Genomic DNA, 13,850 nt, shown 5'->3' with positions numbered 1-13,850 from the left:
ATCAGACCGCCGCTTCCAGCTCGGCCTCGATCTTCTCCATCAGCTGGTCCTGGATCTCGGCGACGCCGATCTGCTGGACGAGTTCGGCGAAGAAGCCGCGGACCACCAGGCGGCGGGCCTCGTCGGCCGGGATGCCGCGGGACCGCAGGTAGAACAGCTGCTCGTCGTCGAAGCGGCCGGTCGCGGAGGCGTGGCCGGCGCCGACGATCTCACCGGTCTCGATCTCCAGGTTGGGGATCGAGTCGACCCGGGCGCCGTCGGTGAGCACCAGGTTCCGGTTGAGCTCGTAGGTGTCGGTGCCCTCGGCGGCGGCGCGGATCAGCACGTCGCCGACCCAGACGGCGTGGGCGTCCTGGCCCTGCAGCGCGCCCTTGTAGACCACGTTGGAGCGGCAGTGCGGGGTGTCGTGGTCGATGACCAGACGGTGCTCCAGGTGCTGGCCGGCGTCGGCGAAGTAGAGGCCGAACAGCTCGGCCTCGCCGCCGGGCGCGGCGTAGCTGACCCGCGGGTGGATCCGGACGACGTCGCCGCCGAAGGTGACGACCACGGACTTCAGCGAGGCGTCCCGGCCGACCAGCGCGGTCTGCTGGGCGGCGTGGACGGCGTCGCGGTCCCAGTCCTGGACGGAGACGAAGGTGAGCTTGGCGCCGTCGCCGACCAGCAGCTCGACGTTGGCGGCCCGGGTGCCGGTACCGGTGTGGTTGATCACCACGACGGCCTCGGCGAACGGCTTGACGTCGACCACCACGTGGGCGAAGCGGGTGCCGCCCTCGCCGTGCACGTCGATCTTGACCGGCTCGGTGAGCACCGCGTCCTGGGGGACGGTGACGACGAGCGCCTGGTCGAAGGCGCTGAACGCCTGCGCGGCGACCCGGTCGACCGGCGTGCCGGCCTTGCCCAGGCGGGCGTCGTCCCGGCCGACGGTCTCGGCGGTGACGCCGTCCGGCAGCGTGAACTCGACCTTGTCCTCGCCGCGCTCGGCAGCGGCGGCGGTGCCGTCGTGCAGCCCGCCGAGGCGGTGCAGCGGGGTGAACCGCCAGTCCTCCTCGCGGCCGGTGGGCACCGGGAAGTCGTTCACGTCGAAGGACGGCTTGACCGCGACGCGCGCGTCGATCGGCTGCTGGACCGTGGTGCGGCCGGTGCCGGGGCCGGCGAGCTGCGCGCCCGCGCCGGCCGTGCCGACCTCGATCGAACCGGCGGTGGTGGAGCCGGTGGTGTTCTGCTCAGCCATGGCTGTTCGTAGTGCTCTCTTCCTCGGAAATGAGTGGACGGCGGCGGCCGGAGGTCAGCCGACCGCGCCCTCCATCTGCAGCTCGATCAGCCGGTTGAGCTCCAGCGCGTACTCCATCGGCAGCTCGCGCGCGATCGGCTCGACGAAGCCACGGACGATCATCGCCATCGCCTCGAACTCGGTCATGCCGCGGCTCATCAGGTAGAAGAGCTGGTCCTCGCTGACCTTGGAGACGGTCGCCTCGTGGCCCATGGACACGTCGTCCTCGCGGACGTCCACGTACGGGTAGGTGTCCGAGCGGGAGATGGTGTCCACCAGCAGCGCGTCGCACAGCACGTTGGACTTGGCGCCCTTGGAGCCCTCGCCGATCTCGATCAGACCGCGGTAGGAGGTCCGGCCGCCGCCGCGCGCCACCGACTTGGAGACGATGTTGGACGAGGTGTTCGGCGCCATGTGCACCATCTTGGCGCCGGCGTCCTGGTGCTGGCCCTCGCCCGCGAAGGCGATCGAGAGGGTCTCGCCCTTGGCGTGCTCGCCCATCAGGTAGACGGCCGGGTACTTCATGGTGACCTTGGAGCCGATGTTGCCGTCGACCCACTCCATGGTCGCGCCCTCGTACGCCACGGCACGCTTGGTGACCAGGTTGTAGACGTTGTTCGACCAGTTCTGGATGGTCGTGTAGCGGCAGCGGCCGCCCTTCTTGACGATGATCTCCACGACCGCCGAGTGCAGCGAGTCGGAGGAGTAGATCGGGGCGGTGCAGCCCTCGACGTAGTGGACGTAGGCGTCCTCGTCGACGATGATCAGCGTCCGCTCGAACTGGCCCATGTTCTCGGTGTTGATCCGGAAGTAGGCCTGCAGCGGGATGTCGACGTGCACGCCCTTCGGCACGTAGATGAACGAGCCGCCGGACCACACCGCGGTGTTCAGCGCGGCGAACTTGTTGTCGCCGGCCGGGATCACCGTGCCGAAGTACTCCTTGAAGATCTCCGGGTGCTCGCGCAGCGCGGTGTCGGTGTCCAGGAAGATGACGCCCTGCTCCTCCAGGTCCTCGCGGATCTGGTGGTAGACGACCTCGGACTCGTACTGGGCGGCGACGCCGGCGACCAGGCGCTGCTTCTCCGCCTCCGGGATGCCGAGCTTGTCGTACGTCGCCTTGATGTCCGCCGGCAGGTCCTCCCAGGACTCGGCCTGCTTCTCGGTGGAGCGGACGAAGTACTTGATGTTGTCGAAGTCGATGCCGGTGAGGTCGGAGCCCCAGGTCGGCATGGGCTTCTTGCCGAACAGCTTCAGGCCCTTGAGCCGCAGGTTCAGCATCCACTCGGACTCGTTCTTCTTCGCCGAGATGTCGCGGACGACGTCCTCGCTGAGCCCGCGCTTGGCCGCGGCACCGGCGGTGTCCGGGTCGGCCCAGCCGTACTCGTAATTGCCGAGGCCTTCGAGCTCGGGGTGCGAAACGGTGTCAGTCATGCGAGCTTCCTAACGCGCGGACGCTGAATCTTCGGTGGACACGGAATTTTTCATGTACTGGCAGTCGGCATCGCATCGGAGCCGCGTCCCGCCGGGGGCCGGGCGGACGACGATGCGGCACCGGGTGCCGGCACATAGGTGGTGCAGACCCCGTCGCCGTGGGCGATCGTGGCCAGCCGTTGCACATGGGTGCCCAGGAGCTGGGAGAAGACCTCGGTCTCCGCCTCGCAGAGCTGCGGGAACTGCTCGGCGATGTGCGCGACCGGGCAGTGGTGCTGGCAGAGCTGGGCGCCCGCCGGGGCCTTGGCCGCGGCCGACGGGACACGCCGCACCGTGGCAGCGTACCCGTCCGCGCTGAGCGCCTGGGCCAGCGCCTCGGGGCGCTCTCCGGCGGCGGCCAGGCGCAGGGCCTCCAGGTACTTCTCGGCCTGCTTGCCGAACCGGGCGCGGGCGAAGGCGGCGACCGCCTCCTCGCCCGCCTTGCCGCCGCCCACCGAGTCCGCGATCCAGCGCAGCGCGTCGGCGGCGAGCTGGTCGTACGCCTGATAGAAGGCGTCCCGGCCGGCGTCGGTGAGGGCGAAGACCTTGGCCGGACGGCCCCGGCCGCGGCTGCCGTAGACCCGCTGTTCGCGGGACTCGACCAGACCGGTGGCGACCAGGCCGTCGAGGTGGCGGCGGACGGCGGCGGCGGTGAGGCCGAGCCGGTTCGCCAGGTCGGCGGCGGAGGACGGGCCGTGGTCCAGGATCGACCGCGCGACCCGGTCCCGGGTGGCCCGGTGGCCCTCCAGCAGCACCTCGGCCGCCGTCACGGGCACGTCACAGGAGGAGGCCGACTCGGCCTCCCGCTGCTGGGCGTGCTCGCGCATGTTTTTCACAACACCAGTGTTGCGTAATTACTTCCGCCGGGACAAGCCGTGACCCAGGCCTCACCGGTGTCATCTGTCACGCAGGTTAGCCTTACCTGACCTGGGAAAACGATCACCGAGCCGCCGTCCGGCCGGCGCGTCAGGCCCTCTTACACTCGCCGGTATGCACTCCGAACCCGCGGTCCAGATCGCCGGGCTGGTCAAACGCTACGACGACAAGCTCGCGGTGGACGGCCTCGACCTCACCATCCCGGCCGGCGCGATCACCGCCGTCCTCGGCCCCAACGGCGCCGGCAAGACCACCACCATCGAGACCTGCGAGGGGTACCGCCGTCCGGACGGCGGCACCGTCCGCGTCCTCGGCCTCGACCCGGTCACCCAGGGCGCCGCGCTCCGGCCCCGGATCGGCGTCATGTTGCAGTCCGGCGGCGTGTACGCGGGCGCGCGCGCCGTCGAGATGCTGCGGCACACCGCCAAGCTGCACGCCCACCCGCTGGACGTGGACGCCCTGGTCGAACGCCTCGGCCTCGGCTCCTGCGGCCGCACCACCTACCGCCGGCTGTCCGGCGGCCAGCAGCAGCGGCTCGCCCTGGCGATGGCCGTGGTCGGCCGCCCCGAGCTGGTCTTCCTGGACGAGCCCACCGCGGGCCTCGACCCGCAGGCCCGCCGGGCCACCTGGGAGCTGGTGCGCGACCTGCGCCGGGACGGCGTCACCGTGGTCGTCACCACCCACCACATGGACGAGGCCGAGCAGCTCGCCGACCGGGTCGCCATCGTCGACCGCGGCAAGGTGATCGCCGACGGCACCACCGAGGAGCTGTGCCGCGGCGGCGCCGAGGGCGCGCTGCACTTCGACGGCCCGCCCGGCCTCGACCTCGGCCCGCTGCTCAAGGAGCTGCCCGAGGGCGCCACCGCCACCGAGACCGCCCCCGGCAACTACCGCGTCGAGGCGCCCGTCGACCCGCAACTGGTGGCCGCCGTCACCGGCTGGTGCGCGGCCTCCGGCATCCTGCCCGAACGGCTGTCCGTCCAGCGCCGCAGCCTGGAGGACGTCTTCCTCGACCTGACCGGACGGGAGCTCCGCTCATGAGCGAACGCAGTGAGGCAACCATGAGCGCCGCCACGACGGACTACTCCCCCAAGCCGGGCCCCGCGCCCGTCGGCCGGATGCTGCTCGCCCAGACCGCGTTCGAGACCCGGATGCTGCTGCGCAACGGCGAGCAGCTGCTGCTCACCGTGGTCATCCCGACCGTGCTGCTGGTGCTGTTCTCCGCCGTGGACATCGTCGCGGTCGAGGGCCCCGGCAAGCGGGTCGACTTCCTGGCCCCCGGCCTGCTCGCGCTGGCCGTGATGTCCACCGCCTTCACCGGCCAGGCCATCGCCACCGGCTTCGAGCGCCGCTACGGCGTGCTGAAGCGGCTCGGCGCCAGCCCGCTGCCGCGCTGGGCGCTGCTGACCGCCAAGACCGGCTGCGTCCTGGTGACGGAGGCGCTGCAGGTCGCGCTGCTGTCGGTGATCGCCCTGGCCCTCGGCTGGTCCCCGCACGGCAACCCGCTGACGGTCGCCGCGCTGCTGGTCCTCGGCACCGCCGCCTTCTCCGGGCTCGGCCTGCTGATGGCCGGCACCCTGAAGGCCGAGGCCACCCTGGCCGGCGCCAACCTGGTGTTCATCCTGCTACTGCTCGCCGGCGGGGTGATCGTGCCGCTGGGCAGGTTCCCCGACGCGGTGCGCCCGGTGCTGGAGCTGCTGCCGATCTCGGCGCTCTCGGACGGCCTGCGGTCGGTGCTCCAGGCCGGCGCCGGGGTGCCGTGGGCGGACCTCGGCATCCTGGCCGGCTGGTCGGTGCTCGGCCTGGCCGCGGCCGCCCGCTTCTTCCGCTGGGAGTGACCGGCGGCGGCAACGCACAACGCCCCCCGGCCACTTGGCGGCCGGGGGGCGTTGCCGTTGTCGACTGACCGGGCGTCAGCTCTCGCTGCCGCCACGGCGCTTGCGGGCGAGCAGCACGAGCGCGCCGCCGACCAGCAGCACGCCGCCGCCGGCCGCCGCGATCATCGGGGTCGCGTCGCTGCTACCGGTCTGGGCGAGCGCCGGCGCGCTGGCGGAGGGCGACGGGGTCGGGGTCTTGCTCGGGGTGTGGGTCACCGACGGGGTCGGGGTGGCCGGGGGCGTCGTGACCGGCGGCGGGGTGCTCGGGGTCACGGTCGGCGTCGGGGTGGGAGTCGGGGTCGGGGTCTTGGTGGGGGTCGGGGTCGGAGTCGGCGTGTGGCACGGCTCGATGGTCTTGGTCTCGTTGATGTTCCAGCCCTTCTCGTTCGGGTTCTCCGTGGTGGTGACCACCAGGTTCGCCTTGATCGGGGCATCGTGGTCCTTCACCGGGAAGGAGCCGTGGAACTCCGCGGGGAAGGCCTTGGCGTCCAGGACCTTCTCGCCGTCGATGGTGAGGCTGACGGTGTTCTTCACGTCGGCCTTGGGGCTGTAGTTGATCAGATCGATCACGATCTTGTCGCAGGTCACCGACCAACTCGGCACGTGCGCCGAGGCATTGGTGGCCAGTGCCAGAGGCAGGAGAAAACCGGCCGCAGCCGTGCCGGCGAGTGCCGTCGCGCCGATCGCGAAGTGCCGCTGCTGTCGCGCCATTACTTTGTTCCCCTCCGAACGGTCGTGCGCAGCAGGCGTGTTGAGTGGTACGCGGTGGCCCGCTACGACTGTCCGGGGGACTCTACCGGCACTCCCGCACCCCGCCACACCCCGCCGCACGACCGGATATCGACTGTCCGTCCGTCTTCCGATGTGCTTGGGCCAGCCCATCACAGCCGTCACCTCGCAGAACGCGGATTCGGCAAACCTGAATGGACTTCGCCACTTCAGGGAAGAACGGAGCCCCCGGTGATCAGGTTCAATCACCGAGGGCTCCGATTCGGTCAGCCGACGAACGCCGGGCCATTCCGGCCTTTCCGTCGTTTCCGACCTTTCCGTTCTTTCCGACACTCCCGTGCCTCCGACGCGCCCGCCTTTCCGGCGTTCCCGTCCGGATCGCGGGCTCAGCCGGTTCAGGCCTTCCGGGCCGCCTTGCGCCGGGCGGCCACCACGATCGCGCCGCCGGCCGCGAGCACGACCGCGCCGCCGATCGCCAGCGGCAGCACCGGACCGGAACCGGTGTGCGCCAGGTTGCCCCCGGCGTCCGGCTGGGCGGACGGGCTGCCCGAGGCCGTCGGAGCGGCCGTCGAGCCGCCGGCCGACGGGCTGCCGCTCGCGCCGGGCTTGCCGCTCGTCGACGCGGACGGGCCGCCCGAGGGGCTCGCCGAACCGCTCGGGGCGGTCGACGCGCTCGGCGTGGCCGACGGCGAGCCGCTCGGCACGGTCGGCGGGACGGTCGGCGGCACCGTCGGGGTGCCGGACGGCGTCGGGACGGTGGTGCCCGGCAGGCAGCCGGCGAAGGGGTAGTGGTGCGTCTCGGCGCCGCCCTTGCCGGTCAGCGAGGCGGCGATCACCGAGCCGTTGACCGGGCCGCCGCTGCCGAGGTCGAAGGCGGCGTTCGGCGCGAGCACGGTGCCGGCCCAGGCGGCCTGGCTGTTCTTGACCACCTTGGTGGCGGTCGGGAAGTTCCAGAGCAGCCTGGACCGGATCGCCCCGCCCGCCGCGCTCTGGAGCTTGTCGTCCAGCACGAAGGCCTTCTTGCCCTCGTCCCACAGGTGGAAGCCGGTGGTCCCGGCCGCCGCCATGTCGTACGAGCCGCCGGTCACGTTGACCACCGTCACCGAACCGGCCGGCACCTTGAGGTAGACGTCCTTGGCGCCCTGCAGCTTCGCCGCGTCGACGGTGAAGCTGTTGTACTTCGCGTCGCCGCCGGTGAGCGTCAGCTTGCCGCCCTCGGCCTGGACGGTGGCGCCGGCGGTCTGCGGGACGGCGGCCAGCGAGGTGGCGGCGGCGCGCAGCTTGGCGAACTCGGCCTTGAAGTCGATCGGCGAGGGGCCCTGGTTGACGGTGCCGGCGTGGGCCTGGGCCACCGCGCCGTCGGCCTTGGAGCCGAAGACGCCGTTGCCCTTCATCACCTGGGTGTTGTGGCCGGTGAGCTTGCCGGCCACGACCAGGGCGTTCTTGCCCGGCAGCGCGTCGACCTGGGCCTGGGTGAGCTCCTGGCCGACCGAGAAGCCGCCGGTGAAGTCGGCGTTGCCGCCGACCGCGACCGCGCCCTCGGCGTCGGGGGTGTGGGTGTCGTCGCCCTCGATGAACTCGCCGTAGAGGTTGGCGACCCCGAGGCTGCGGCACTCCTGGTCGGTGCCGACGGCCTGGGCGGCCGGCGCGACGAGCCCGGCCAGTGCGAGCGAGCCGCCTACCGCGAGCGCGGCGGCGGAAATGGGTATGCGCATGTGCAGGTCTCCGCTTGCGTGCGGGCGTAGATGGGGGGAGGGGTCCTCAAAAAGGTATGGACCAATCCGCACTCTTTCGGCCAAACGGGTGATTGGTCAAGACCAATAACCTCCTTGACCGAACCACCCCGGTTTGTCCGCGTGTCGCACCCCAGCGTGTCGCCGCCCGCCGGCTCCGCCGCCTCCCGCCGCACCACCCGCGCCACACCGCCGCGCGGCCCGTGCCCCGCCCCAAGATCGCCTGTAAGGCCGCCTACGATTGACCGCGTGCCTAATCCCTTCTCCCTGCTCGCCGAGCGCTGGCAGCCATCCGCCGAGATGGTCCGGCGTGCCACGTTCGCCGCGCTGGTGATGAGCGTGGTGATCGTCGTCACCGGCGGCGCCGTCCGCCTCACCGCCTCCGGCCTCGGCTGTACGACCTGGCCCCGGTGCACCGACGAGAGCCTGACGCCCACCGCCGAGATGGGCTTCCACGGCATCGTCGAGTTCACCAACCGGATGCTCACCTACGTGCTGAGCGCCGCCGTCGGCTGGGCCATCCTGGCCGCCCGCTGCCACCGGCCCTGGCGGCACAGCATGACCCGGCTCGGCTGGGCCCAGTTCTGGCTGGTGATGAGCAACGCCGTGCTCGGCGGCATCACCGTGCTGACCGGCCTCAACCCGTACACCGTGGCGCTGCACATGATCGCCGCGATGGCCCTGGTCTGGGTCGCGCTGCTGATGTGGGAGCGGTCCAAGGAGGGCGACGGCCCGCCGACGCTCGTGGTGCCCTGCCCGGTCCACCAGCTGTCCTACGTCCTGGTCACCGTGATCGGCCTGCTCGTCGCGGCCGGCACCCTGGTGACCGGCGCCGGCCACCACCCCGGCACGCCCAAGGACAACAAGATCGTCCCGCGCATCCCGATCGACTACGACCGCCTCGCCCAGTTCCACGCCGACTTCGCATTCGTGTCCGTGGGCCTGGCCATCGCGGTGATCTTCGTCCTCACCGCTGTGAAGGCCCCCCAGGCGGCCAGGTCCCGCACCAAGGAGCTGCTGGCCGTCCTCCTCCTCCAGGGCGTCCTGGGCTTCATCCAGTACTTCACCGACGCCCCCGAGCTGATGGTCGGCCTCCACATGCTCCTCGCGGCACTGACCTGGATCGCCGCCCTCCGCGTCCCCCTCGCCCTGCGCACCCGCGGGGCCGAGGCGGTCACCGACCAGCTCCCCGCCCAGACCCCGCAGCCCGCCGCGGTCTGACCGCGCACACGCCGACGGCCCGGCTCCCCCGCGTGGGGGAACCGGGCCGTTCGTCGTACCGGGATGCGGTCAGATCTGGATGCCGGCCATCCGCTTCCACTCGTACGCGCCGGTCTTGACCTTGAGGCCCAGCTCGCCCTCGAAGTCGTCGTGCAGGGTCAGCCCGGCCAGCTCGGCGGCGCGCTTGCCCACGGCGTAGCTGGGGGCCACCTGGTCGCCCCAGGCGCCGTCCGCGCCGACGACCACGATGCGGGTGGCCACGGAGCCGACGTACTCGACGACGGCGTCGCCGCCCCCGTGCTCGCGGGCGAAGCTGGTGAGGTGCTTGGCGATGCGCTTGGCGCGGCGCTCGGTGCGGGCGTCCGGCGCGGCGGTGGCGGTCTCTGCGCTGCTCATGTCCCGCATGCTACCCACCGGTAGCGCCGCTGGCGACGGGAGCGCCCTGTGCACCGGGCCACATACTGGAGGGGTGACCTTCTCCGGCTGGCCGGCCGAGGCGCTCGACTTCTACGAGCACCTGGAAGCCGACAACTCCAAGACCTTCTGGCAGGCCCACAAGGACGTCTACGACGGCGTCGTCCGGGCCCCGATGGAGCTGCTGCTCGCCGAACTGGAGCCGGAGTTCGGGCCGGGGAAGATCTTCCGGCCCAACCGCGACGTCCGGTTCAGCGCCGACAAGTCCCCGTACAAGACCCACATCGGCGCCCATCTGGAGAGCGGCGGCTACATCCAGCTCTCCGCCGACGGACTGGCCTGCGGCAACGGCCTCTACCAGCTCGCCCCGGACCAGCTGGAGCGCTACCGCGCCACCGTCGCGGAGGACGTCACCGGCGCGGAGCTGGAGCGGGTGATCGCCCGGGTGGAGCAGCAGGGCCCGCTGGTCGTGGGCCGGGACTCCCTCAAGTCGGCCCCGCGCGGCTACCCCAAGGACCACCCCCGGATCGTGCTGCTGCGCCACAAGGGCCTGGTGGCCTGGCAGGAGTGGGAGCCCGCGAAGTGGCTGGGCACCCGCGCCGCCCACACCCGGATCACCGGCTTCCTGCACGCCTCCCAGCCGCTGCGGGACTGGCTGGACGGCCACGTCGGCCCCTCCGAGCTGCCCGCCCGCTGAGAACGCGAAGAGCCCCGGTCCGCCCGGACCGGGGCTCTTCCCATCAGCCTCTTACTTCACGAACGGGTCGATCGCGCAGACCACCATCAGCAGCGACAGGTAGGTGATCGACCAGTGGAACAGCCGCATCTCCTTGAGCTTCGCGCCCACGATCCCGGCCTTGGCCCGCCCGTACAGCGCGTGCGCCTCGCGCAGCCAGGCCCCGCCCAGCAGCACCGCGGCGACCGGGTACAGCCAGCTCATGTGGCCCAGCGGCCAGACCGCCAGCGAGACCGCCACCATCACCCAGGAGTAGGCGACGACCTGCTTGCCGACGGCCACGTTGCCCTTGACGACCGGCAGCATCGGCACGCCGGCCCGCTCGTAGTCGTCGCGGACCTTCATCGACAGCACCCAGGTGTGCGGCGGCGTCCAGAAGAACACGACCAGGAACAGCATCACCGCGGCCCAGGACACCGAGTTGGTCACCGAGGACCAGCCGATCAGGACGGGCATGCAGCCGGCGATGCCGCCCCAGACGATGTTCTGCGAGGTGCGCCGCTTGAGCCCGAGCGTGTAGACGAACACGTAGAACAGCAGCGCGCCGAGCGCCAGCCAGGCCGACAGCCAGTTGACCCCGAAGCCCAGCAGAAGCGTCGAGACGACGGCGAGGACGATGCCGAACACCAGCGCCTCGCGCGGCGACACCATCCCGGTGACGATCGGACGCCGCTCGGTGCGCGACATGACCGCGTCGATGTCGCGGTCGATGTACATGTTGAGGGCGTTGGCGCCGCCGGCCGAGAGGTAGCCGCCGACGACGACCTTCAGCACCAACAGCATGTTCGGCACGCCCTGCTGGGCCAGGAACATCACCGGCACGGTGCTCATCAGCAGCAGCTCGATGATCCGCGGCTTGGTCAATGCGACGAACGCGCCGACACGGGCCCCGAACGGCCGGTGCGCAGGAGTCGCCCCGGTGACCCCGGCGGGACGGGTTTCGACGGCGGTCACTAACACCCCAACTGAAGATGAATCTTCGCAGGCGTCCACAGGAACGAAGGGTCCCGAATCGTCCGCTCTGCGCGTACCACGACACCATAGACGTTCCATATATCCCATCCGGCTCCGGGGTCCCCCGGCGAGGCGGAACGCACACCCCCGGGTGAACCGCCCGGGCGGGGCCGTCGAGCGCCTCCGCCGGGTCCGCTAGCCCGTCCTGACCACCGGAGCGGCGCGACGGCGCGAACCGGGAGAGTCTGGGACAAATCCATCCGCACCGCTCCAGTGGGAATCTGCATGCGGAATTGCCGGTTGTCCCAGCACGGAGGGTGAGCCGCACCCCGGACGGTAGGCTCGCGGACAGAAGCGGGATCTACCCTCCGTGACCGGCACCACCCAGCGTCGGGACCACAGCGCCGTGGCCGACCCGGTCCCCATTCACGGGGTCACTCTTCACAATGGAAGGAGCCCTGAGACAGGGTGAGCACTGCGCCGACGAACGCATTCGAGTGGACCGATCTGGATGAGCGCACCGTTGACACGGCGCGCGTCCTGGCCATGGACGCTGTCCAGAAGGTCGGTAACGGACACCCCGGGACGGCCATGTCGCTGGCCCCGGCCGCGTACCTGATCTTCCAGCGGTTCCTGCGCCACGACCCGACCGACCCGTCCTGGGTCGGACGCGACCGCTTCGTCCTCTCCCCCGGCCACACCAGCCTGACGCTCTACACCCAGCTCTACCTCGCCGGCTACGGCCTGGAGCTGGACGACCTGAAGGCCTTCCGCGTCGCGGGCAGCCGTACCCCCGGCCACCCCGAGCACGGCCACACCGCGGGTGTGGAGACCACCACCGGCCCGCTGGGCCAGGGCATCGCCAACGCGGTCGGCATGGCGATGGCCGCCCGCTACGAGCGCGGCCTGTTCGACCCGGAGGCCCCGGCCGGCGAGTCCCCCTTCGACCACACGGTCTGGGCGATCGTCTCCGACGGCGACCTGGAGGAGGGCATCTCCGCCGAGGCCTCGTCGCTGGCGGGCCACCAGAAGCTGGGCAACCTCGTCGCCGTCTACGACGACAACCACATCTCGATCGAGGGCGACACCGAGACCGCCTTCTCCGAGGACGTCCTCAAGCGCTACGAGGCGTACGGCTGGCACGTCCAGCGCGTCACCCCGAAGTCCAACGGCGACATCGACGTGGCCGCCCTGGCCGAGGCGCTGGCCGCGGCCAAGGCCGAGACCTCCCGCCCGTCGATGATCGCGATGCGGACGATCATCGCCTGGCCGGCCCCGGACGCCCAGAACACCGCCAAGGCCCACGGCTCCGCGCTCGGCGCCGCCGAGATCGCCGCCACCAAGAAGGTCCTGGGCTTCGACCCGGAGAAGACCTTCGAGGTCAGCGACCAGGTCATCGGGCACGCCCGCCAGGTCATCAAGCGCGGCAAGGCCGCCCGCGACCAGTGGCAGCAGGGCTTCGAGGCCTGGCGCGCCGCCAACCCGCACCGCGCGGCCGAGTTCGACCGCATCGAGGCCGGCGAGCTGCCCGAGGGCTGGAAGAAGGCCGTCCCGTCCTTCCCGGCCGGCAAGGACGTCGCCACCCGCAAGGCCTCCGGCGACACCCTCAAGGCGATCGGCGCGGTGATCCCGGAGCTGTGGGGCGGCTCGGCCGACCTCGCCGAGTCCAACCTCACCACCATCGACGAGGACAGCTCCTTCCTGCCCGAGGGCAACCCGCTGAAGTCGGCGAGCCCGTACGGCCGGACGATCCACTTCGGCATCCGCGAGCACGCCATGGGCTCGACCATGAACGGCATCGCCCTGCACGGGAAGACCCGGGTCTACGGCGGCACCTTCCTGGTCTTCGCCGACTACATGCGCCCGGCCGTCCGCCTGGCCGCGCTGATGAAGCTGCCGGTCACCTACGTCTGGACGCACGACTCGATCGGCCTCGGCGAGGACGGCCCGACCCACCAGCCGGTCGAGCACATGGCCTCGCTGCGCGCCATCCCGGGCCTGGCCATGGTCCGCCCGGCCGACGCCAACGAGACCGCCGTCGCCTGGCGCACCATCGTCGAGCGCCACACCAGCCACCCCGGCCCGGTCGGCCTGGCGCTGACCCGCCAGGGCGTCCCGACCTTCGACCGCGAGGTCTTCGGCTCCGCCGAGGGCACCGCGAAGGGCGGCTACATCCTGGCCGAGGCCTCCACCGGCGACCCGCAGGTGATCCTGCTCGGCACCGGCTCCGAGGTCCAGCTGGCCGTCCAGGCCCGCGAGGCGCTGGAGGCCGAGGGCATCGCCACCCGGGTGGTCTCGCTGCCGTCCTTCGAGTGGTTCCAGGAGCAGGACCAGGCCTACCGCGACAGCGTGCTGCCGCCGTCGGTCAAGGCCCGCGTCTCGGTCGAGGCCGGCATCGCCCAGGGCTGGCGCGAGCTGGTCGGCGACCACGGCCGGATCGTCTCGCTGGAGCACTTCGGCGCCTCCGCCGACTACAAGGTGCTGTTCGAGGAGTTCGGCATCACCACCGAGCGCGTGGTGGCCGAGGCCCACAACGCCCTGCGCTCCCTCGAGGCCGTCAACCGCTAGCG

General features: G+C 71.4%; 12 protein-coding genes. 5 read left to right on the top strand and 7 right to left on the bottom strand.

All coding sequences use genetic code 11. The features are described from left to right. Position 1 precedes the first annotated feature (1 nt). The 3 genes from sufD to ACWDD9_RS17010 are packed head-to-tail and all read right to left on the bottom strand — an operon-like array spanning position 2 to position 3,576. Positions 2 to 1,231 carry a Fe-S cluster assembly protein SufD gene (sufD, locus tag ACWDD9_RS17020; protein WP_449811933.1) on the bottom strand — a complete coding sequence of 410 codons (1,230 nt, stop codon included), beginning with the start codon at positions 1,229 to 1,231 and terminating at the stop codon, positions 2 to 4. A gap of 54 nt (positions 1,232 to 1,285) precedes the next feature. Further along, on the bottom strand, positions 1,286 to 2,701 hold the full coding sequence (gene sufB, locus ACWDD9_RS17015; RefSeq protein ID WP_049650590.1) for a Fe-S cluster assembly protein SufB: 1,416 nt from the start codon (positions 2,699 to 2,701) through the stop codon (positions 1,286 to 1,288). 50 nt (positions 2,702 to 2,751) lie between these two features. Next, complete coding sequence (locus tag ACWDD9_RS17010; protein ID WP_449811932.1) at positions 2,752 to 3,576, bottom strand: helix-turn-helix transcriptional regulator; 825 nt, start codon at positions 3,574 to 3,576, stop codon at positions 2,752 to 2,754. A 154-nt stretch (positions 3,577 to 3,730) separates the two neighbouring features. On the opposite strand from ACWDD9_RS17010, the gene ACWDD9_RS17005 reads away from it, so the two are divergent. Both ACWDD9_RS17005 and ACWDD9_RS17000 read left to right on the top strand, forming a co-directional pair. Continuing rightward, on the top strand, positions 3,731 to 4,657 hold the full coding sequence (locus ACWDD9_RS17005; RefSeq protein WP_049650591.1) for an ABC transporter ATP-binding protein: 927 nt from the start codon (positions 3,731 to 3,733) through the stop codon (positions 4,655 to 4,657). 20 nt (positions 4,658 to 4,677) lie between these two features. Next, the gene (locus tag ACWDD9_RS17000) at positions 4,678 to 5,454 is read left to right on the top strand and encodes an ABC transporter permease (RefSeq protein WP_074001670.1); all 777 of its coding nucleotides are present in this window, start codon (positions 4,678 to 4,680) and stop codon (positions 5,452 to 5,454) included. Positions 5,455 to 5,529: 75 nt separating this feature from the next. Here the strand turns inward: ACWDD9_RS17000 and ACWDD9_RS16995 are convergent, their stop codons facing one another. Next, positions 5,530 to 6,204, bottom strand: a complete 675-nt coding sequence (locus tag ACWDD9_RS16995) for an LAETG motif-containing sortase-dependent surface protein (protein WP_181970706.1) — start codon at positions 6,202 to 6,204, stop codon at positions 5,530 to 5,532. Between the two features lie 413 nt (positions 6,205 to 6,617). Beyond that, on the bottom strand, positions 6,618 to 7,937 hold the full coding sequence (locus ACWDD9_RS16990; protein ID WP_375873242.1) for a choice-of-anchor A family protein: 1,320 nt from the start codon (positions 7,935 to 7,937) through the stop codon (positions 6,618 to 6,620). 258 nt (positions 7,938 to 8,195) lie between these two features. On the opposite strand from ACWDD9_RS16990, the gene ACWDD9_RS16985 reads away from it, so the two are divergent. Next, positions 8,196 to 9,176, top strand: a complete 981-nt coding sequence (locus ACWDD9_RS16985) for a COX15/CtaA family protein (RefSeq protein WP_449811987.1) — start codon at positions 8,196 to 8,198, stop codon at positions 9,174 to 9,176. A 69-nt stretch (positions 9,177 to 9,245) separates the two neighbouring features. Here the strand turns inward: ACWDD9_RS16985 and ACWDD9_RS16980 are convergent, their stop codons facing one another. Then, the gene (locus ACWDD9_RS16980) at positions 9,246 to 9,572 is read right to left on the bottom strand and encodes a hypothetical protein (RefSeq protein WP_053111946.1); all 327 of its coding nucleotides are present in this window, start codon (positions 9,570 to 9,572) and stop codon (positions 9,246 to 9,248) included. Between the two features lie 73 nt (positions 9,573 to 9,645). On the opposite strand from ACWDD9_RS16980, the gene ACWDD9_RS16975 reads away from it, so the two are divergent. Beyond that, a complete protein-coding gene (locus ACWDD9_RS16975) occupies positions 9,646 to 10,287 on the top strand; it encodes a DUF2461 domain-containing protein (RefSeq protein ID WP_449811931.1) in 642 nt (213 codons plus the stop codon). Between the two features lie 51 nt (positions 10,288 to 10,338). On the opposite strand, the gene ACWDD9_RS16970 is transcribed toward ACWDD9_RS16975, so the two are convergent. Further along, positions 10,339 to 11,286 carry a heme o synthase gene (locus ACWDD9_RS16970; protein WP_074001672.1) on the bottom strand — a complete coding sequence of 316 codons (948 nt, stop codon included), beginning with the start codon at positions 11,284 to 11,286 and terminating at the stop codon, positions 10,339 to 10,341. 462 nt (positions 11,287 to 11,748) lie between these two features. Between ACWDD9_RS16970 and tkt the strand changes: the two genes are divergently transcribed. Then, on the top strand, positions 11,749 to 13,848 hold the full coding sequence (gene tkt / locus ACWDD9_RS16965; RefSeq protein WP_074001673.1) for a transketolase: 2,100 nt from the start codon (positions 11,749 to 11,751) through the stop codon (positions 13,846 to 13,848). The last annotated feature ends 2 nt before the right edge of the window (positions 13,849 to 13,850 follow it).

This window comes from Kitasatospora sp. NPDC001119 (assembly GCF_053598475.1).
This window is presented reverse-complemented; position numbering and strand designations above follow the sequence as displayed.

What these genes read in the sequence shown, in the direction of transcription:
- ACWDD9_RS17005 (WP_049650591.1), top strand. Translation starts at nt 3,731, where the DNA reads ATGCACTCCGAACCCGCGGTCCAGATCGCCGGGCTGGTCAAACGCTAC.
- sufD (WP_449811933.1), bottom strand. Translation starts at nt 1,231, where the DNA reads ATGGCTGAGCAGAACACCACCGGCTCCACCACCGCCGGTTCGATCGAG.
- sufB (WP_049650590.1), bottom strand. Translation starts at nt 2,701, where the DNA reads ATGACTGACACCGTTTCGCACCCCGAGCTCGAAGGCCTCGGCAATTAC.
- ACWDD9_RS16995 (WP_181970706.1), bottom strand. Translation starts at nt 6,204, where the DNA reads ATGGCGCGACAGCAGCGGCACTTCGCGATCGGCGCGACGGCACTCGCC.
- ACWDD9_RS17000 (WP_074001670.1), top strand. Translation starts at nt 4,678, where the DNA reads ATGAGCGCCGCCACGACGGACTACTCCCCCAAGCCGGGCCCCGCGCCC.
- ACWDD9_RS16990 (WP_375873242.1), bottom strand. Translation starts at nt 7,937, where the DNA reads ATGCGCATACCCATTTCCGCCGCCGCGCTCGCGGTAGGCGGCTCGCTC.
- ACWDD9_RS16980 (WP_053111946.1), bottom strand. Translation starts at nt 9,572, where the DNA reads ATGAGCAGCGCAGAGACCGCCACCGCCGCGCCGGACGCCCGCACCGAG.